The organism is Rhizobium leguminosarum, from assembly GCF_002953715.1.
Classification (GTDB): domain Bacteria; phylum Pseudomonadota; class Alphaproteobacteria; order Rhizobiales; family Rhizobiaceae; genus Rhizobium; species Rhizobium leguminosarum_V.
Genome location: NZ_CP025012.1, coordinates 2,843,181 through 2,862,232, shown reverse-complemented (window position 1 = coordinate 2,862,232; position 19,052 = coordinate 2,843,181). Strand labels below are relative to the sequence as shown.

At 62.8% G+C, this 19,052-nt stretch carries 19 protein-coding genes; 10 read left to right on the top strand and 9 right to left on the bottom strand.

Features of this window, described 5'->3' with window-relative positions; translation table 11 throughout:
* Positions 1-135 precede the first annotated feature (135 nt).
* Positions 136-1,866: a Do family serine endopeptidase gene (locus CUJ84_RS14535; protein WP_105006730.1), complete on the top strand. Its 1,731-nt coding sequence runs from the start codon at positions 136-138 to the stop codon at positions 1,864-1,866.
* 333 nt (positions 1,867-2,199) lie between these two features.
* Here CUJ84_RS14535 and serB read toward each other — a convergent pair whose 3' ends face one another.
* Positions 2,200-3,090 (bottom strand): phosphoserine phosphatase SerB, encoded by an 891-nt coding sequence (gene serB / locus CUJ84_RS14530; protein ID WP_105006729.1) that lies wholly within the window; start codon positions 3,088-3,090, stop codon positions 2,200-2,202.
* On the opposite strand from serB, the gene miaA reads away from it, so the two are divergent.
* Positions 3,089-3,985, top strand: a complete 897-nt coding sequence (miaA, locus tag CUJ84_RS14525) for a tRNA (adenosine(37)-N6)-dimethylallyltransferase MiaA (protein ID WP_105006728.1) — start codon at positions 3,089-3,091, stop codon at positions 3,983-3,985. The genes serB and miaA overlap by 2 nt on opposite strands.
* Here miaA and CUJ84_RS14520 read toward each other — a convergent pair.
* Positions 3,982-5,490, bottom strand: coding sequence for a PLP-dependent aminotransferase family protein (locus tag CUJ84_RS14520; protein WP_105006727.1), 1,509 nt, complete (start codon positions 5,488-5,490; stop codon positions 3,982-3,984). The two genes, miaA and CUJ84_RS14520, sit on opposite strands and share 4 nt — an antisense overlap.
* Before the next feature lie 148 nt (positions 5,491-5,638).
* Between CUJ84_RS14520 and CUJ84_RS14515 the strand changes: the two genes are divergently transcribed.
* Together CUJ84_RS14515 and CUJ84_RS14510 are read left to right on the top strand one after the other, a co-directional pair.
* The gene (locus CUJ84_RS14515; RefSeq protein WP_105006726.1) at positions 5,639-6,253 is read left to right on the top strand and encodes a LysE family translocator; all 615 of its coding nucleotides are present in this window, start codon (positions 5,639-5,641) and stop codon (positions 6,251-6,253) included.
* Between the two features lie 21 nt (positions 6,254-6,274).
* Positions 6,275-7,201: a dihydrodipicolinate synthase family protein gene (locus CUJ84_RS14510; RefSeq protein ID WP_105006725.1), complete on the top strand. Its 927-nt coding sequence runs from the start codon at positions 6,275-6,277 to the stop codon at positions 7,199-7,201.
* Here the strand turns inward: CUJ84_RS14510 and CUJ84_RS14505 are convergent.
* Positions 7,186-9,210, bottom strand: coding sequence for an ATP-binding protein (locus tag CUJ84_RS14505; RefSeq protein WP_105006724.1), 2,025 nt, complete (start codon positions 9,208-9,210; stop codon positions 7,186-7,188). The genes CUJ84_RS14510 and CUJ84_RS14505 overlap by 16 nt on opposite strands.
* A gap of 323 nt (positions 9,211-9,533) precedes the next feature.
* Here CUJ84_RS14505 and CUJ84_RS14500 point away from each other — a divergent pair, with 323 nt between their 5' ends.
* A complete protein-coding gene (locus tag CUJ84_RS14500) occupies positions 9,534-11,324 on the top strand; it encodes an acetolactate synthase 3 large subunit (protein WP_018074198.1) in 1,791 nt (596 codons plus the stop codon).
* Between the two features lie 83 nt (positions 11,325-11,407).
* Complete coding sequence (ilvN, locus tag CUJ84_RS14495; RefSeq protein WP_003541288.1) at positions 11,408-11,980, top strand: acetolactate synthase small subunit; 573 nt, start codon at positions 11,408-11,410, stop codon at positions 11,978-11,980.
* Positions 11,981-12,080: 100 nt separating this feature from the next.
* On the opposite strand, the gene CUJ84_RS14490 is transcribed toward ilvN, so the two are convergent.
* The gene (locus tag CUJ84_RS14490; RefSeq protein ID WP_018074199.1) at positions 12,081-12,929 is read right to left on the bottom strand and encodes an aldo/keto reductase; all 849 of its coding nucleotides are present in this window, start codon (positions 12,927-12,929) and stop codon (positions 12,081-12,083) included.
* Positions 12,930-13,173: 244 nt separating this feature from the next.
* Between CUJ84_RS14490 and CUJ84_RS14485 the strand changes: the two genes are divergently transcribed.
* A complete protein-coding gene (locus tag CUJ84_RS14485) occupies positions 13,174-13,767 on the top strand; it encodes a LysE family translocator (RefSeq protein ID WP_018074200.1) in 594 nt (197 codons plus the stop codon).
* On the opposite strand, the gene CUJ84_RS14480 is transcribed toward CUJ84_RS14485, so the two are convergent.
* Together CUJ84_RS14480 and CUJ84_RS14475 are read right to left on the bottom strand one after the other, a co-directional pair.
* Positions 13,759-14,235, bottom strand: a complete 477-nt coding sequence (locus tag CUJ84_RS14480; RefSeq protein WP_105006723.1) for a DUF2269 family protein — start codon at positions 14,233-14,235, stop codon at positions 13,759-13,761. The genes CUJ84_RS14485 and CUJ84_RS14480 overlap by 9 nt on opposite strands.
* The gene (locus tag CUJ84_RS14475; RefSeq protein ID WP_105006722.1) at positions 14,235-15,509 is read right to left on the bottom strand and encodes an SDR family oxidoreductase; all 1,275 of its coding nucleotides are present in this window, start codon (positions 15,507-15,509) and stop codon (positions 14,235-14,237) included. The genes CUJ84_RS14480 and CUJ84_RS14475 overlap by 1 nt, the downstream gene beginning before the upstream one ends.
* A 97-nt stretch (positions 15,510-15,606) precedes the next feature.
* Between CUJ84_RS14475 and nthA the strand changes: the two genes are divergently transcribed.
* Genes nthA through CUJ84_RS14460 form a run of 3 tightly spaced genes read left to right on the top strand, consistent with a single transcriptional unit; the run spans position 15,607 to position 17,280 of the window.
* Positions 15,607-16,260, top strand: coding sequence for a nitrile hydratase subunit alpha (nthA, locus tag CUJ84_RS14470; protein WP_105006721.1), 654 nt, complete (start codon positions 15,607-15,609; stop codon positions 16,258-16,260).
* On the top strand, positions 16,257-16,916 hold the full coding sequence (nthB, locus tag CUJ84_RS14465) for a nitrile hydratase subunit beta (RefSeq protein ID WP_003541276.1): 660 nt from the start codon (positions 16,257-16,259) through the stop codon (positions 16,914-16,916). Before nthA ends, nthB begins: the two co-directional genes overlap by 4 nt.
* Positions 16,903-17,280 (top strand): nitrile hydratase accessory protein, encoded by a 378-nt coding sequence (locus CUJ84_RS14460; protein ID WP_075224087.1) that lies wholly within the window; start codon positions 16,903-16,905, stop codon positions 17,278-17,280. The genes nthB and CUJ84_RS14460 overlap by 14 nt, the downstream gene beginning before the upstream one ends.
* Here CUJ84_RS14460 and CUJ84_RS14455 read toward each other — a convergent pair.
* From CUJ84_RS14455 to CUJ84_RS14445, 3 genes are read right to left on the bottom strand one after another with little or no spacing between them, the layout of a single operon-like run.
* A complete protein-coding gene (locus CUJ84_RS14455) occupies positions 17,275-18,057 on the bottom strand; it encodes an anti-sigma factor family protein (RefSeq protein WP_075224086.1) in 783 nt (260 codons plus the stop codon). The genes CUJ84_RS14460 and CUJ84_RS14455 overlap by 6 nt on opposite strands.
* Positions 18,054-18,569 (bottom strand): RNA polymerase sigma factor, encoded by a 516-nt coding sequence (locus CUJ84_RS14450; RefSeq protein ID WP_020397660.1) that lies wholly within the window; start codon positions 18,567-18,569, stop codon positions 18,054-18,056. Before CUJ84_RS14450 ends, CUJ84_RS14455 begins: the two co-directional genes overlap by 4 nt.
* Positions 18,570-18,603: 34 nt before the next feature.
* Positions 18,604-18,984 carry a COG4315 family predicted lipoprotein gene (locus CUJ84_RS14445; RefSeq protein ID WP_075224085.1) on the bottom strand — a complete coding sequence of 127 codons (381 nt, stop codon included), beginning with the start codon at positions 18,982-18,984 and terminating at the stop codon, positions 18,604-18,606.
* Between the last annotated feature and the right edge of the window lie 68 nt (positions 18,985-19,052).

The following is a 19,052-nucleotide window of genomic DNA, read 5'->3' as shown; positions in this document are numbered from 1 at the left end:
ATGGTCGCGATAATTAGGCTTTTGCGAGGGCACGTCACATTGCACGGGGATTTCGCGAAAAGGTGATTTCGCCCTCCATCATTCCGCCTTATGCTGGTGCTCAATGTGCGCATGTACCCCTTATGAGGAAGCTTGATGGCCCCCACGATTCGCTCGCCCTTCAGACGAACGCTCGCGCTTATGGCCAGCGCTGCAATTCTTGCGCATGCCGGCATGAACGGGGTCGCGTACGCCCAAACCGCAGCTGAGACGACAGCGCCCGGGGTTGCCGCGCCCGCTCCGGCTACTCCGGAAACGGCTGCTCCCGCTCCTACGCCTGCCGCACCCGCCGCACCGCAGCAGGCCGCCCCGACCCAGGCCGTCGTGCCCAATAACGGCCCGGCTTCGGTCGCCGACCTTGCCGAGGGGTTGCTCGACGCGGTGGTCAACATCTCGACCTCGCAGAATGTGAAGGACGATGAGGGCGCAGGCCCGGCGCCGCGCGCGCCCGACGGGTCGCCTTTCCAGGAATTCTTCAACGATTTCTTCAACAAGCAGCAGGGCAACAAGGGCGGCAACCACAATGTCAGCTCGCTCGGCTCCGGCTTCGTTATTGATCCTGCCGGCTATATCGTCACCAATAACCATGTGATCGAGGGCGCCGACGACATCGAGATCAATTTCGCCAATGGTTCGAAGCTTAAGGCGAAGCTGATCGGCACCGATACGAAGACCGATCTTTCGGTGCTGAAGGTTGAGCCGAAGGCACCGCTAAAATCCGTGAAATTCGGCGATTCCAGCACGATGCGCATCGGCGACTGGGTGATGGCGATCGGCAATCCGTTCGGCTTCGGCGGTTCGGTGACGGTCGGCATCATTTCCGGGCGCGGCCGCAACATCAATGCCGGCCCCTACGACAACTTCATTCAGACGGATGCGGCGATCAACAAAGGCAATTCCGGCGGCCCGCTCTTCAACATGAAGGGTGAAGTGATCGGCATCAACACGGCGATCATTTCGCCGAGCGGCGGCTCGATTGGCATCGGCTTCTCGGTGCCGTCGGAGCTTGCTTCCGGCGTCGTCGATCAGCTGCGCGAATATGGCGAGACGCGGCGCGGCTGGCTCGGCGTGCGCATCCAGCCGGTGACAGACGATATCGCCGACAGCCTCGGGCTCGACACTGCAAAGGGAGCGCTGGTCGCCGGCGTCATCAAGGGTGGACCGGTTGATGACGGCTCGATCAAGGCGGGCGACGTCATTTTGAAATTCGACGGCAAGACCGTCAGCGAAATGCGCGACCTGCCGCGTGTCGTGGCGGAAAGCACGGTCGGCAAGGAAGTCGACGTGGTGGTGCTGCGCGACGGCAAGGAGCAGACCGTCAAGGTGAAGCTTGGCCGGCTTGAGGACAGCGACCAGGCGGCTGCATCCGACGATGCGGCGCCTGATGGCTCGCAGGATGACGGCGTCATCACACCGGATCCCGGCGAGAACAACGACATGGACCAGCCTGACACCGGCGATCAGGCCCAACCCGCACCGGGTACGCCCGACCAGCATAAGGGCCAGGTGTCGCCGGATGCGGCAACGCCGAAGAACGTGCTCGGGCTGTCGCTGTCGCTTTTGAGCGCTGAGACGCGCAAGGCCTTCGGCATCGCCGAGAGCGTCGACGGCGTCGTCGTGACAGAGGTGACGCCCGGCTCCGCCTCGGCCGAAAAGGGGCTGAAGCCCGGCGATGTGATCGTCGAGGTGGCGCAGGAGTTCATGAAGTCACCGGATGCCGTCGCCGCCAAGGTGCAGGCGCTGAAACAGGAAGGCCGCCGCAACGCCCAGCTGATGATCGCATCGGCGAATGGCGATCTGCGGTTCGTGGCTGTGCCGATGGAATAAGGGAGCTACGGCGGCAGTGAATTTGCCGCTGTGGTCTCCAACTCTCCCTTATTCCTGTGCTTGTCACAGGAATCCGGTGCGCCCAAGTCTTTGGGCGCAGAAGACCCTTCTCTCCTGACGTAAGTCACTCACCGCGCAGACGCGCGGCGGCTGGATTCCTGTGACGAGCACAGGAATGAGGGCGGAGAGGGTGCGCCGGGCGGCCTTTCGAAACGGGACCGTTGGCCTAGCGGTCCGGAGGTGACAGGCTCTTTGGCAGGTTTATGGAGGTTGCCCTTCCGTACGAGCCACCAGCGATCAGCCCCGATTTCGGGAATGTCGCTGGTATCGCTTTCAAGCCGTCACGAAATCCGTCTTCCGGTAGCCCTGGATGTAGAGCAGGGCGGTCAGGTCGCCGTGGTTGATGCGCATCTGTGCTTCGACAGCGACTGCCGGCTTGGCGTGGAGGGCGACGCCGGCGCCGGCGAGGTGAAGCATGCCGAGATCGTTGGCGCCGTCACCGACGGCGATCGCTTCTTCCGGCGAAATGCCGAGGCGAGCCGAAATCTCGTTCAGCGCATCGACCTTCGCCTGCTTGCCGAGGATCGGTTCGGCGACGAAGCCGGAGAGAATGCCGCCGTCTTCGAGCAGCGTGTTGGCGCGGTTTTCATCGAAGCCGAGGGTAGCAGCGATGCGGCTGGTGAAGACGGTGAAGCCGCCGGAGACAAGCGCGGTGTAATAGCCTTTAGACTTCATGGTGGCAAGCAGTTCCGGGCCGCCCGGCGTGAGCGTGATGCGCTTGGCGATCACCTCGTCGACGACCGATATCGGCAGGCCCTTCAGCAGGGCGACACGCTCACGCAGGGCAGGCTCGAAGGCGATCTCGCCATTCATGGCGCGGGCGGTGATGGTCGCGACCTTCTCCTTCAGGCCGACTTCGGCGGCGAGTTCGTCGATGCATTCCTGGCCGATCATCGTCGAATCCATGTCGGCGATCAGCAGCTTCTTGCGGCGGGTCTCCTGCTCCTGGATGACGAGGTCGATCGGCGCGTTTGATATGACGGCAAGGATATTGGCCTCTGCCGCTTGCGCATCGGTGCCGTCGCGCAGCGCGATGTCGCAGGCTATGCCATCAGCCAGCCAGTAGAGACCGGAAGCCTTCACGGCCTCCGCCGCCTGTTCGGCGATCGCGGGTGTCAGCACGGGATTTGACGGATTGGCAACAAGCGTGGCAACGAGGGCCATGATGGAAAACCTTCTGAGCACAGTGAACGCGATCCTGATAACCGGGCCGACCGCCAGCGGCAAGTCCGCGCTCGCCGTCGAATTGGCCAAGCGCCATGACGGCGCGGTCATCAACGCCGACAGCATGCAGGTTTACGACACGCTGCGGGTGCTCACCGCGCGCCCGTCGGAAGAGGAGATGCAGGGCGTGCCGCATCATCTCTACGGCCACGTGCCGGCCGGTGCGGCCTATTCCACCGGCGCCTGGCTGCGGGATGTCTCGGCATTGCTGCCGGCGCTCAGGGTCGCCGGGCGGCTGCCGGTCTTCGTCGGCGGCACAGGGCTTTATTTCAAGGCGTTGACCGGTGGTCTCTCCGATATGCCCGCGATACCGGAGGCGCTGCGGGAGACCCTCAGGACGCGGCTGCTGGAGGAGGGCCCGGACGGGCTCTATGGCGAACTCGCCGCGGCAGATCCCGCCATGGCGGCAAGCCTCAACCGCCAGGACGGGCAGCGGATCGTCCGGGCGCTGGAGGTGGTGAAGGCGACGGGGCGGTCGATCGCCGATTTCCAGGGCCAGTCGGGACCGGTGATCATCGACGCCGATGAGGCCCGCAAGATCGTCGTGCTGCCGGATAGGGCGGTACTGCATCAGCGCATCAACGGGCGTTTCGAAAAAATGCTGCAGCAAGGCGCGGAAGATGAGGTAAGGGCGCTGCTTGCGCTCGATCTGCCGGCCGAGGCGCCTGTGATGAAGGCAATCGGCGTGTCGCAGATTACGGCGATGGTCCGGGGCGAGATGACGCGCGACGAGGTGCTGGAAAAGGGGGCTGCGGCGACGCGGCAATATGCCAAGCGGCAAATGACATGGTTCCGCAACCAGATGGACGATAGCTGGGAACGGCTGACGGTTTAGGCTTCAGTTTGTTGCAGGTCTCCCGCTCCAGCCATCTGCAGGCTCAGCAGTTTGACGAGTTCGCCAACCGCCGCCTGTAGCTGGTCCGGCAGAAATCCGCCGAAGCCCAGCATCAGGCCGGGGCGCGCCGGCCGCGCGGCATACATCGGAGAGATCGCACGCACGGCGAGGCCTGCCGACAGGGCGCTTGCGGCGAGTTGCATGTCGTCGACCTCTTCGGGCAGCCATAGAAGTATATGCATGCCCTGGTCGCTCTCCTGAACGCGGCAGCCCTCAGGCAAGGCCCGCTCGAGCGCCGAAAGCAGAACAGCGCGGCGTTCGGCATAGAGGCCACGGATGCGCCGGATATGCGCTTCGAAATAGCCTTCCCGCATATAGGCCGCCAGAACGTGCTGTTCGGCGATCGGCGAATGCCGGTCGAGAATGGCGCGGGCGCCGGCAAAGGCTTCTGCGAGCGGAGGAGGGGCGATGACGTAGCCGAGGCGCAGGGAAGGAAAGAGCACCTTGCTGAACGTGCCGAGATAGATGACGCGTGACGGACGCAATCCCTGCATAGAGGGAAATGGGTGTCCGGCATAACGCAGCTCGCTGTCGTAGTCGTCCTCGACAATCCAGGCGCGATTTTGGTCGGCCCAGGCGATCAAGGCATTGCGCCGGGCCATGCTGAGCGGCATGCCGATCGGATATTGGTGCGAAGGGGTCACGAATGCGGCGCGCGCCTGCGGACATAGCTCGAGGCCGCGTTCCACGTTCATTCCCTGTGCATCGACCGGCAGGCGGTGCGTCCGGACGCCGAGATCGTCGAGCACGGCCGTCAGGCCGGGATAGGCCGGGTCCTCGGCCCATACCGGATCGTCACGCGAGAGAAGGACCCGGCCCGCCATATAGAGGCCTTGCTGGGTGCCTGATGTGACGATGACCTGTTCCGGCTCGCAATGAACGGCCCGCGCGCGCCGGACGTGGTCGGCAATGGCAAGCCTTAATTCGAGCAAGCCCATGGGGTCGTGGTAACCCGAAGGTGCGGCCTGTCGCGACGCGCGCACGCGGTTGCCGAGACGGCGCCAGTTGTCGTCCGGCGCAATGCCGGAAGCCGGGACGGCGATGGCAAAGGGAACGGGCGGGTGCGGGGTGAGCGCACGGGCGATGGCGATCAGCCGGCCAACCTGGGACGGCAGATCGACAGCATCCGCGGTTGACGACGCTGCCGGTGCAGGCCGGGGCGCTGGCGTGGCGTCCATCAGATCAGCGGCAACACGGGTTCCGGCTCCGACCCGCGCTTCGAGATAGCCTTCGGCGGTCAACTGATCGAACACCTCGACGACGGTGCCGCGCGCGATCTTCAGCGAAGTCGCAAGGCTACGCGTCGAAGGAAGGCGTTCTCCCGACCTCAGCTCACCGCGGGCGATTGCGTTCCGCAGGGCCTGCGCAAGCTGGCGACCGACATTAGCCGTTCGATCGATCGCGTTCAGCGATGGTATCTCGATGATGCTGCGCCGTTTGGACATCGCAAAATGGTCTATTGAAATTCTTCAAAATGGCGCTTCATGATGGACCAATTATTGAGGAAAAGGAAGCGAATTGGTGGCTTCGCGATGGCGCACTCTTCGTCTTCGGGTGTGCCGTGCGTGTGCGCAAACTTCTGGAAACAGGTAAATGCAGGATCTTCTCGTCGTCTACATCGCCTACGCAATCGCTGCAGGCAGTCCTGGACCAAGCAACATGGCCATCATGAACGTGGCGATGCGGCAAGGGCGTCGACCGGCGCTGGTTCTTGCCGCCGGGGTTATCACGATGTCGACATGCTGGGGGTTGGTCGCGGTCACCGGCATCTCGACACTCCTGGTCCGCTATGCTCATGCCCTGCTGCTTCTCAAAATCGGAGGTGGGCTGTACCTCCTCTGGCTCGCCTGGAGGGCGGCCCGCTCGGCAGCTACGTCGGATATGCCGGCAAGCGAGGTCGTTCGATCCGCCGCGCAACTCGGCATGCTCTATCGTCGTGGCGTTCTGATGCATCTCGGCAACCCGAAGGCGGTTCTGGCCTGGGTCGCGATCATGTCGCTCGGCCTCAAGCCGGGCGCTTCGCCGGAGATGGCCGTCACAGCTTTCGGCGGCTGCGTGCTGCTCGGAGTTTTGATATTTACCGGCTATGCCGTGCTCTTCTCGACGGCGCCGATGGTGCGCGGCTACGCCCGTGCGCGGCGATGGATCGAGGGAAGTCTCGCCGTCTTCTTCGCGGGCGCCGGATCGCGTCTGCTGTTCTCACATTGACCGTCTTTTCAGGATCGCATCATGTCCGTCGCCTCTCCGTTTCATGGTCTTTCGGCCTTTCCGCCAACGCCCGCCGATCGGGACGGCCGGGTCGATACCGAAGCTCTCTGCCGCCTGCTGGAACGCCTGTGTGATGCCGGCGTCGCTTCGGTAGGTCTTCTCGGCAGTACCGGGATCTACGCCTTTCTCACATGCGAGGAGCGACGGCGAGCCGTTCAGGCTGCGGTCGAGTGCGTGCGCGGTCGCGTTCCGATCGTCGTCGGTGTCGGTGCTCTGAGGACAGACCACGCCCAGGCCCTGGCGAGGGATGCGGAGGCCGCTGGTGCGGATGCGCTTCTGCTTGCGCCGGTGTCCTACACGCCGCTTACTCAGGAAGAGGCCTATCAGCATTTTCTTGCCGTCACAGATGCGGCGAAGCTGCCGCTTTGCATCTACAACAATCCCGGCACGACCCACTTCACCTTCAGCCGGGATCTTCTGCAGCGCCTGTCTGACATCGAGACGATCAGGGCGGTGAAGATGCCTCTGCCAGTTGACGGCGATTGCGCAGGCGAACTGGCGACATTGCGTGAGAAGACCAAGCTTGCGATCGGCTACAGCGGCGACTGGGGCGCTGCCGAAGCGCTGCTTTCAGGTGCCGACGCCTGGTACAGCGTCATCGGCGGCTTGCTTCCGCGCGTAGCCTCTGCCCTGACCAAGGCCGCGATTGCAGGCGAGGACGGCGAAGTGCGTCGGCTCGATGGTCTTCTCGAGCCGCTCTGGCAAACGTTCAAGGCGTTCGGAAGCCTTCGCGTGATCTATACGCTGATCGACCTTCTCTCACTCGCCAGGGCAGAGCTCCCACGCCCTCTCTTGCCGCTCGGACCGATGGACCGGCAAAGGGTGCTCGAGGCCGTCGAGCCTCTGATCGCACTGGAGAGTGAGTGGAAGGCTTATTCCTTGTTGTAAAGGCTGCTCAGCGGTTTTTTCAGAATGCTTTCGCGCAGCGATGTGCCGGGCTCCCGGCGGGAGACTGCGGGCTGATCCGTCGGCGGTGCCGGCCGGGCAAAGACCGGCTCATCGCGGCGCATCTCACGACGGAGCGCGTCCAGCCTGGGATCGATCGCGGGTGACGTGGCGGGGTCCAGCCGCGGTGTTTGCGGCAGCAGTTCGCGGCGGTAGGATTCGAGCGGCGCGGCGGAAGAGACGGGCGGCGTGTATTGCTTCGCGTCGAGATCCTCGTCGGCTGGATCAGCCTCGTCGAAGTCTGCCGCGGACGCGGCATAGCTCTGCTGGAAATTCGAAATGTCGGGTCCGACGGTCACCGCCCGCATGCGGGTGACGATCTTGCGCAGATCGACCGTATCCGGATCTTCTTCGCTGTTCTTGCTGTTGGCGCTGCTCGCCTTCGGCAGGAGCTTTTCGTCGACGCGGGAAAAGCGCATGCGCATCGGCACGCTGATCGCCTCGCCGAAGGCGATCGCTTCGCCATTGCCGATCGAGGAGATGAAGCTGGTCGTCGAGATCGACGAGTTCGGAATGGCCGAGCGGATGATTTCCTGGTCGCGGTCGTTGGCAAGGCGCATGGCAAAGAGCGTCGAACACTGCGACAGGATCGTCTGATCGAGCTCGCCGGGGCGCTGGGTGATGATGCCGAGCGAGACGCCGTATTTGCGACCTTCCTTGGCGATGCGGGCGATCGCCTGGCGCGTCGGCACGAAGCCGAGGCTCGGATCGGAGGGGATATAGCGGTGAGCTTCCTCGCAGACGACGAGCATGTGGATGGCGCCGTCGCTCCACAGCGCCACCTCGAAGGCCATACGGCAGAGCACGGAGGCGACCGAATTGACGACCTCGGAGGGAATGCCCGCAAGCTGGAAGGTGCAGATCGGCCGGTTTTCGCCGGGGATGCGGAAGATCTGCGCGATGGTTTCGGTGATCGTGTCGCTGATCGTATTGTTGGAGAACATGAAGTGATAGCGCGGATCGTTGATCGCAGCGATGAGGCGCATCTTCAGCGACCGCAGGAAGGGCTTTTCCGAGCGGCCTTCCAGGCGGCCGATGCGCTCGTCGATCAGCGCCAGTAGATCGGCCATGCGGTAGGGAACCGGCGTGTCGGCGGTGATCGAACTCTTTTCCGTCGTGCGGCGCACCAGCGAGTTGTCGCTGCCGCGGAAGGCGCGCTTGGCCTCCGGCAGGATATCGCGCAGCATGTCGAGCTCTTCGGGCACCGGCGGGCGGCCGCGAAACACGACCTCGGCAAATTCCTCCAGCCGCATCAGCCAGAAGGGCAGGTCGAGCGTATCGGTATCGATGGTGACGGCGTGCTCGGGAAAGGCGGCGGCGAATTCATTATGCGGATCGAGGATCAGGACGCGCAGCTTCGGATCCGCCGCGATTGCCTTGTGCAGGAGCAGCGACACGGCCGTCGACTTGCCGACGCCGGTGGAGCCGACGACGGCGAAATGCTTGGAGAGCATCGTGGGGATATGGATCGCCGCATCGATGCTTTCGTCCTGCGTCAGCTTGCCAATGACGGCGGTTGTACCTTCGCCGGCATCGTAGATGCGCATCAGGTCGGCGGAACGGATACGGTGGGCGATGGCGCCGAGATAGGGATAACGCGAGATGCCGGTCGAGAATTCCTCGCGCCCGTCCTCGTCGACACGGACTTCGCCAAGCAGCTCGGTCTCGATCTTGAAAATATTGTCTTCGCCTTCGCCCCAGGCATGGCTGCCGGTGTTCATCTGATAGACGAGCGCGACGACGCGGTTGCGGCCGACGCTGATCGAAATCAACCGCCCCACGGACCAGAGTTCGGTCAGGTCGGTGCCGCCCTGTTCGGCAACGGCGGCAATCGTCGCCCGCGAACCGCTGCATGCGACGACGCGGCCGAGAAAGCGATTTCCCGGCGCATGGCCATCGCGGCGATCATGCTCGCCTGCCTTGCCAGGCGTGCGCAAGTCGTTGTTGAGCAAAGGGCTACTCCCTGCGGTAGCGTAGAAGAATAAAGTCGATCCTTTAACAAATCCTTCATCCTATCGATTTTCGGGGATGCAGGCGTGGGGCAGTTTTTTATTGCGGCATGCGTTGACGCTGCGAAATTTTCTGTCTATCACTTCCGACCATGAAAATCGCAACGGCTCTTATCGTGGTGGGAAAGCGCATGGGCAGGATGGTGTAACCATCCGGCGATAGCCACCCATGCGCTAGATGACAGGCTCCTCAGGGGCCTTTTTTTATGCCCGAAATTCGGGCTTCCGGCCACAAACGCAATCCCAGCATCAAACGGAACAGACAGATGAGCACGGACAATCAGGCGGCAGGCAATCGGATGACGGGAGCGGAGATCGTTCTCAAGGCGCTGAAGGACAACGGTGTCGAACATATTTTCGGCTATCCGGGCGGCGCGGTCCTGCCGATCTACGACGAGATCTTCCAGCAGGAGGATGTCAAGCACATCCTCGTCCGCCACGAGCAGGGGGCAGGCCATGCGGCCGAAGGTTACGCCCGCTCCACCGGCAAGGTCGGCGTCATGCTGGTGACCTCGGGTCCGGGCGCTACCAATGCGGTCACGCCGCTGCAGGACGCGCTGATGGATTCGATCCCGCTCGTCTGCCTGACCGGACAGGTTCCGACCCCACTGATCGGCTCCGACGCCTTCCAGGAATGCGATACGGTCGGCATCACCCGGCCCTGCACCAAGCACAACTGGCTGGTCAAGGATGTCAACCAGCTTGCCGCCGTCATTCACGAGGCCTTCCGCATCGCCCAGTCCGGCCGTCCGGGCCCCGTCGTAGTCGATATTCCGAAAGACGTGCAGTTTGCGACCGGCACCTACACACCGCCCGCCGATTACGCGATCCAGAAGAGCTACCAGCCGAAGATCCAGGGCGACCTCAACCAGATCCATGCCGCGATCGAACTGATGGCGAATGCGCGCCGTCCGATCATCTATTCCGGCGGAGGCGTCATCAATTCCGGCCCCGAGGCTTCCAAGCTGCTGCGCGAGCTGGTCGAGCTCACCGATTTCCCGATCACCTCGACGCTGATGGGCCTCGGCGCCTATCCTGCTTCAGGCAAGAACTGGCTGAAGATGCTCGGCATGCACGGCTCCTACGAGGCCAACATGGCGATGCACGACTGCGATGTCATGGTCTGCATCGGCGCCCGCTTCGACGACCGCATCACCGGCCGTCTCAATGCCTTTTCGCCGAATTCGAAGAAGATCCATATCGATATCGATCCGTCCTCGATCAACAAGAACGTCCGTGTTGATATCGGCATCCGCGGCGATGTCGGCCATGTCCTCGAAGACATGGTCCGCCTGTGGCGGGCGCTGCCGAAGAAGCCGGAGAAGGGTCGCCTGGAAGACTGGTGGACCGATATCGCCCGCTGGCGCGCGCGCAACTCCTTCGCCTATACGAAGAGCAGCGACGTCATCATGCCGCAATATGCGCTGGAGCGGCTCTTTGCGCATACCAAGGATCGCGACACCTACATCACCACCGAAGTCGGCCAGCACCAGATGTGGGCGGCGCAGTTCTTCGGTTTCGAGCAGCCGAACCGCTGGATGACCTCGGGCGGTCTCGGCACGATGGGTTACGGCCTGCCGGCAGCGCTCGGCGTGCAGATCGCCCACCCCGACAGCCTCGTCATCGACATTGCCGGCGACGCCTCGATCCAGATGTGCATCCAGGAAATGTCGGCGGCGATCCAGCACGATGCGCCGATCAAGATCTTCATCATGAACAACCAGTATATGGGCATGGTGCGCCAGTGGCAGCAGCTGCTTCACGGCAACCGCCTGTCGAATTCCTATACCGAGGCGATGCCCGACTTCGTCAAGCTGGCGGAAGCCTATGGCGCCGTCGGCCTGCGCTGCGAAAAGCCGGATGCGCTCGACGACACCATTCTGGAGATGATCGAGGTCAGAAAGCCTGTCATCTTCGATTGCCGCGTCGCCAATCTCGCCAATTGCTTCCCGATGATCCCCTCGGGCAAGGCCCATAACGAAATGCTGCTGCCGGACGAAGCCACCGACGAAGCGGTCGCCAATGCGATCGATGCCAAGGGTCGCGCGCTCGTCTGACATTTTTAATTTGCGCATAATCCTTTCCGAAAATCGTTTCCGATTTTCGGGGTTATGCGGCAGGGAAGAGGAAACTCAGGACCATGAACGCTCACCTACAGCCCACGGGCTCCGCTTACTTCATCTCGCCGGAAACGGCGGCCGTCGAAAGCCACACGCTTTCGGTTCTCGTCGACAACGAGCCGGGGGTTCTTGCCCGGGTCATCGGCCTATTTTCCGGCCGCGGCTACAATATCGAGAGCCTGACGGTCTCCGAGACCGAGCATCAGGCGCATCTTTCCCGCATCACCGTCGTCACACGCGGCACGCCGCAGGTGCTGGAACAGATCAAGGCGCAGCTCGAGCGCATCGTGCCGGTGCATCGCGTCGTCGACCTGACGGTGCGTGCCCGCGAACTCGGCCAGGACCGGCCGATCGAGCGCGAAGTGGCACTGATCAAGGTGATCGGCGAGGGCGAGATGCGCGCCGAGACCCTGCGCCTTGCCGATGCCTTCCATGCCAAGGTGGTGGATGCGACGGTCGGTCACTTCATTCTGGAGATCACCGGCAAATCGTCGAAGATCGACCAGTTCGTGGCGATCATGAAGCCGCTTGGCCTCATCGAGGTGTGCCGTACCGGCATTGCGGCGATGAATCGCGGCGTGCAGGGCATGTAAAGATTACAGCCCGGGCATGTAAGATTACCGCCAAGGCATGTAAGATTACAGCTTGGGCATGTAAGTCCGATGCTGCAATAATCGGGAAAGCCGCTGAAGGTCAGAGCATCTCCAGCGGTTTTTTCTTTGTGGGCGGCGGAAAGGCGGCGTCGAGGGCATCCCAGTCGTCGTCGGTGATATCAAGCGAGACGCAGTCGCGGTTCTCCGCCGCGCGTTCGGCATTCGAGGTCTTCGGGATGACGATGACGCCGTCGCGTTCCAGCAGGAAGGCGAGCGCCAGTTGGGCAGGTGTTGCCTGATAGGCCTTGGCGATGTGGATCAGCTCGGGATGGTGCAGGATATTTCCCTGTTCGATCGGCGAATAGGCCATGACGGGAATGCCGCGGCTCTGGCACCAGGGCAGCAAATCGAATTCGATGCCGCGGCGGGAGAGATTGTAGAGCACCTGGTTGGCGGCGACATTGGCGCCATCGGGCACTCTAAGCAATTCCTCCATATCGTCGGTGTCGAAGTTGGAGACGCCCCAGGCGCCGATCTTGCCCGATGCCTTCAACGTTTCGAAGGCCGCGACAGTCTCAGTGAGCGGATAGTTGCCGCGCCAGTGCAGCAGATAGAGATCGATACGATCGGTGCCGAGCCGTTCGAGACTGCGCTCGCAGGCTTCGATCGTGCCTTTCAGGCTGGCATTCCAGGGATAGACTTTGCTGACGATGAAGACTTCGTCGCGCCGCCCCCTGATCGCCTGGCCGACGATCTCTTCAGCGCCACCGTCGCCGTACATTTCGGCGGTGTCGATCAGCGTCATGCCGAGATCGATGCCGGCCTTGAGGCTTTCGATTTCGGCCTTGGCATGGCCGGCATCCTCGCCCATGGCCCAGGTGCCCTGGCCGAGCGCCGGCACCTCAGTGCCGTTCGGAAATGTGATCGATGGAATCGGGTCGTTCTGCATGGGTTTCTTCCTACAGCGCCGCGCGTCCTTGAGACGGACGCTGTAGCACTTTGAATGGCTGCATGATTTTATCCTTAAATCGATGGCGATTTAGGGAATTATGCAGTCGGCAAGAGATTGGGCCGGGTCTGCATCTTTCAAGTAATCCTGTCACCATGACAATGACGCAATGGTATCGGCGGTTTAGGACAGTTATCCTGACCTAAATAAACGGGCCGCGGAAAAGCTGGCTTCGGGAGGTCGCATGCCGCTGGATACATTTCTCGCCCTCGTTCTGTTCGCCTTCACGACCTCGATCACGCCGGGGCCGAATAATATGATGCTCTTCGCATCGGGCGTGAATTTCGGCTTCCGCAGGACGATCCCGCATATGTTCGGCATCGGCGTCGGTTTCTTCTCACTGCTCATCGGCGTCGGCCTTGGGCTCGGCGCGCTGCTGCACACGGTGCCTATGGTCTATACGGCGCTGAAATTTGCGGGCGGTGCCTATCTCGTCTGGATCGCCTGGAAGATCGCCTCGTCGCGCTCACTCAGCGAAGGCAGGAGCGGCGTCGAGCCGATGTCCTTCTTCGCGGCGGCCGCCTTCCAGTGGGTCAACCCGAAAGCCTGGGTGATGGCGGTCACCGCGATGGCGACCTATACCAATCCGCAACTCTACCTCGTGAGCGTGCTGATCGTCGGTCTCGCCTTCGCGGCGGTCAATGTGCCCAGCGTTTCGACATGGGCAGGCTTCGGCTCGGCGCTGAGGGAGTGGCTTTCCGATCCGGTGCGGCTGAAATGGTTCAATATCAGCATGGCGACACTCTTGGTGCTAAGCCTCTGGCCGATGCTAAAATAGAGCGATCGACGGCTTCGTTAGCATCAGCCAGAGAATGCCGATGACGGCTGAGAAGGCCGGAAAGCCGCAGGCGAACCAGATGCGGTAGAGGCTGAAATAGGCCGGTGGCAGGGCTTTTCCCGCCGCCGCTGCGGCCCGGGCGAGATCGCGCAGCCGGATCTGGATCCAGACGACCGGCAGCCAGAACAGGCCGGTCACGACATAAAGCAGCAGCGACAGCGCAATCCATCCCTCCGACAGGTCCCAGCCGATCGACCGGGCCAACAGATAGCCGGTTGCCGGCTGGAGAAGGGCTGCGGTGGCGGTGAAGATCGTGTCAGCGATGACAACCGTGCTGGCGACATGGGCGATCAACCGGGGATCGCGCGTTCGGTGCGCCATCACCATGAAGAAGGCGATGCCGGTGCCGGTGCCGAAGAGTACGGTCGCACCGATGACATGAGCAAGCAGCAGCCATTGCTCAAGCATCAGCGTTCATCCAGGGTGGCAAGTGCGGTGAGTGTCAGCAGGATCGACGGCAGCACCTTGACGAGGGGACCGAGCGGGTCGAGCCAGAGTGCGGGTTCGAGCAGGCTGGCGCCGGCAAGATAGGCGAACGACACGGCCAGCATACCGAGAAGGGCACGTTTCGCCAGCGGGCGAAGGAGGACGGCAGCACCGAGAGCGATGTCGGTCAGGCAGGTTGCAAGCGTCAGCACCGTTGCCGCGGCCTCAGCCATGAACGGCAGGAAGTGAGCGGACGTCTTCTCCAGCGCCAGCAGCGGGATCAGACCGGACAGCAGCCAGAAGCCAGACAGGCCTGATATGACGAGCGGCTTCAGAAGATAGAGCCTGGCAAACCAGAGATCCTGCACGCCGGAGGGATTGGCCGAGAGCGCTGCGACCGCGGATGTCGCAGCAAGGCTGCTTCCTGATTTCGAGCTTTGCACACCTTCCGACATCACTGTCATCGCTGTCGAGCGCAGCGGCGAACGCCAGCCGAGCAGGCCTGACAAATCGGCCAGCCACGTCACCGGCCTGGTAAGCCAGCCGGGAAGAGGGAACACGCGGGCGGGCGGCAGGCCGAGCCAGTGGCGGTGAAGACGGACGAGCTCGGCGAGCGTCAGAACTTCGTTGGCGGCAAGATCGATATCGCCGGAGATGCCGCCGGAGACCGCCCGCGACACGGCTTCCGCCACATCGTTCACCGAAAGTGTTTCGACCGGACTTTCGGCATGAACCAGCGGCAGCGCCAGGGGAAAGGCGGCAAGCGCCCGCAGCAGCGCCGAGCCACCATGGGCATTGCGGCCGAGAACGAGGGCAGGGCGCAGGATGAGATAAGCCAGACCGCTTGCAGCCAGTGCCTCGTCGGCCCGCCGCTTGGTGGCGAGGAAGGGAAGATCGCTAGCCGCTCCCGCCGTCCGTGCCGATATCTGCACGACGAGCGGGCGTGATGAGCGTTTGGCTGCGGAATAGAGCGCCAACATCGCCTCAGCCTGGGTGGCCGACAAATCGTCCGACAGGCCGTCCTGCAGGGCGCCGGCGCAATTGACGACGACATGCTGGTCCTTGAGGATATCATCCCAATCCGCTGGTTTCGTCATGTGCGAGAGATCTGCGCGCCGCCAGTCGATTGCCGGCTGTTTCAAACGGGCACGTCCGGGATTGCGGCCGAGTCCGGTGACGACGTGGCCGTCGGCAACGAGCCGGGCCGCGACGACGGAGCCTATAAAGCCGGTTGCGCCGAGAATCAGGATGTTCATGGCAGGAGATTAGCGGAAAAGCGCATGAGACATAGAATGGCTTGGCGGGCCTGCAGCATATGTTAGAAAGAGCGGGCAGTTTCGGGAGGGCTTCGCCTTGCACGACCATGACGACGACCATGCTCACGGAGATGAGCACGCCCACGGGCATGATCACGACAATCATTATTCCGACATGCAGGCGCGCGTGAAAGCGCTGGAAACGCTGCTGACGGAGAAGGGGCTGATCGATCCGGCGGCAATCGATGCCATCGTCGAGACCTACGAGACGAAGGTGGGACCGAGAAACGGCGCCCATGTCGTCGCCAGAGCCTGGAGCGATGCCGATTTCGCCGACTGGCTGAAGCGCGATGCGACGGCGGCGATATCAAGCCTCGGTTACACCGGCCGGCAGGGCGAGCACATGCGCGCCGTCTTCAACACGGCCGAGACCCATAACCTCGTCGTCTGCACGCTCTGCTCCTGTTATCCGTGGTCGGTGCTCGGCCTGCCGCCGGTCTGGTACAAGGCGCCGGCCTATCGCTCACGCGCCGTCATCGATCCACGCGGCGTGCTGGCCGAATTCGGGCTGACGCTGCCGGAGGACAAGAAGGTCCGCGTCTGGGATTCGACGGCGGAGCTGCGTTATCTCGTCATTCCCGAGCGGCCCGAAGGGACAGAGGGAATGGACGAGCAGACGCTCGCCGACCTCGTCAGCCGCGATGCGATGATCGGCACGGCCGTTGCCCGCAAGCCGGAGAGCGCCACATGAACGGACCGCACGATCTCGGCGGGCAGATGGGCTTCGGTCCTGTCGCGCCGGAAAAGGACGAGCCCTATTTCCATGCCGAATGGGAAAAGCGGGCGCTCGGAATTACCCTTTCCTGCGGCGCTTTCGGCGCATGGACGATCGATGAAAGCCGGCATGCGCGCGAGAATATTCCGCCGGCCGATTACCTCGCCGCCAGCTACTACGAGATCTGGATCCGCGGCATCGACAAGCTGCTCGAACGGCACGGCTTTGCGACGCATGAGGAGCTGCTTTCTGGGCGGAAGCTGCAAGACGGCGCGGTGCCGAAGCGGGTGCTGAAGGCGGACATGGTGCCCGCCGTGCTGGCCAAGGGTGGGCCTTGCGATCGTCCCGTCGAGGCAGCGCCGCTCTTCGTGGTCGGTGAGACGGTGAGGACGAAGAATTTCAATCCGGCGACGCATACGCGCCTGCCGCGTTATGCCAGGGCCAGGACCGGTGTGGTCGAGGCGGTGCAGGGTTCGTTCGTCTTTCCCGACGACAACGCGCATGGCAAGGGCGAGAGCCCGCAATGGCTCTATACGGTCGTTTTCGATGGCGCGGAGATCTGGGGCGAGGATGCCGATCGGACGCTGACCGTGTCGATCGATGCCTGGGAGAGCTATCTTGAGCCTGCATGAAATGTCGCCGCTGACTCAATCGCCCAGCCTGCCGAGGTCATCGGAGGGCGAGCCGGTCTTTCCCGAGCCATGGGCCGCCGAAGCCTTTGCCATGACCGTGCACCTGCATGCAAAGGGCCTGTTCAGCTGGAGCGAATGGGCTGAAACGCTTTCCGCGCAATTGCACAAGCCTGGCCGGGCTGAAGATGGCAGCGACTATTTTGACTGCTGGGTGGCGGCACTCTCCGACCTCATCGTCGACAACGGCATCGCCGATGTGGAAACGATCCTGGCACTGCAACAGAGTTGGCAGCGGGCGGCGGTAGCGACACCGCACGGACGGCCGATCGAGCTCGGCAACGATCCCTCGCGCGGATCCTCATGACGGGAATTGCTTGTAGCACTCCTCGGCTACCTCCCGCAGTGTCTCGCGGGAGATTTCGCCGGTGACGGCGTAGCCGAGTTCGCCGTCGATCCAGTAGAAGGTCTCGAGATTGTCGGATGAGGCGAAGCGGAAACTCGTCGTGCGATTTTCCGTGTTGCGGCCGACCAGGACGGTCAGTCGCTCGCCGGCCTGGTTTTCATACATGAACATGGCGCCCGGCCTGCCATCGACCGGCAGCAAGCGGCCGCCGACCAGCTTGAAGCCGAGCGACTGCAGGTTCGGGATCTTGAGATTCTCTATCGCCAGGCGTTTGCCGAGCCAGGTGGCCAGATGGGCCTCCTCGTTGGCGAAGACTTCGACGGGGTGGCGAACCTCGGCGGCATAGACCATGAAGGCGGCCTCAGCCTGTTTGGGCAGGGTTTCGGAGCCGGCAAGCTGCAGCTCCGGTTTTTCCAGAAGGGCCGGACCATAATGGCCGCTGATGGCGCCGAGCGCGAAGACGAGGAGGGCGGCTGCGGCGATCGCCGCACGTTTCCGCCCGGAAGAGATGCCGCGCGGCGGCGAAACCAGGAGAGCATCGGTTTCCTTTGTTTTTTCATAGCCTGCAAACAGCGATCGGATGCCTGTATTCTGCGCCTGCCATTCGGCGACCATCGCCGCCTCGTCGGGATTGTCTGCCAGGAAGGCATCGATGCGGGCGCGTGCCGTTTCCGGCAGTTGGCCGTCGGCATAGGCGTGAAGGTCGGCTTCGGTTACGCTCGGGTTGGTGTCGTTCATTTCGGTCTCCGAAGCGTAATGATATTGTCGGCTTTCAGCCGCTCGGCGACACGCTGGCGGGCGCGTGACAGGCGGGACATGACGGTGCCGATGGGGATATCGAGCGCGGCTGCGACCTCGCTGTAGGTGTATCCCTCAATAACGACAAGCATCAGCACGGCGCGGTATTCCTCCGAAAGGCTGTTCAGCGCATCGTCCAGCCGCGCGCGCTCCTGCGGATCGGCCGGCACTTCAGGCGCGGCCAGGTCAACTGCGGCGTCGAGTTCGACGAGGCTGTCGCGCGCCTTGCCGCGCCGGCCGTTGCGATAGAGATTGGTCATGATGGTCAGGACCCAGCCGCGCAGGTTGAGGCCACGCCACTGGCTGCGGCGCGTGAGAACCTTCTCGACGCAATCCTGGAGCAGATCCTCGCCATCGGCATCCGAGCGCGTCAGGCTGCGCGAATAGCGTCTGAGCGAGGGCAGGAGGGCCAGGATCTGGCCCTCGAAAGTTTCGGGTGCGGGTGTTTTCACGCCGGCAACTCGCTTGTGATCGGGGTCTTGGCGATCAAGGCTTGGCGAGATCCCAGTTGCCGCCGACGCCATCGCCGGTGATGTCGCCCATCTTCTTGTCCTTGACCCAGAAATAGAGCGGCATGCCGTCCTTGGCCCATTGCTTCATGCCATCCTTGCGATCGACGATCGAATATGCACCATCGGCCTTGGCATCACCAGCAGCCATCAGCGGAGGCCAGTTCTTGGCGCAATCGCCGTTGCAATTGGAAACGCCCTTCACGTCCTTCTTGAAGGTGTAGAGCGTCATGCCGTTTTCGCCGGCAAGGACCTTGCCCTTTTCGGATTCGACCGTTTTGACAGGAGGGGCGGCAAAAGCAGCGGTCGCGGCAAAGGCGGCAGCCGCCACGACGGACAGGAATTTCACGGATTTCATGGTGTCTCTCCTCAGATTGGGCACGCAGTCTTGCGATACCTGACATGAGACACGAGCCGAGGCGGTTT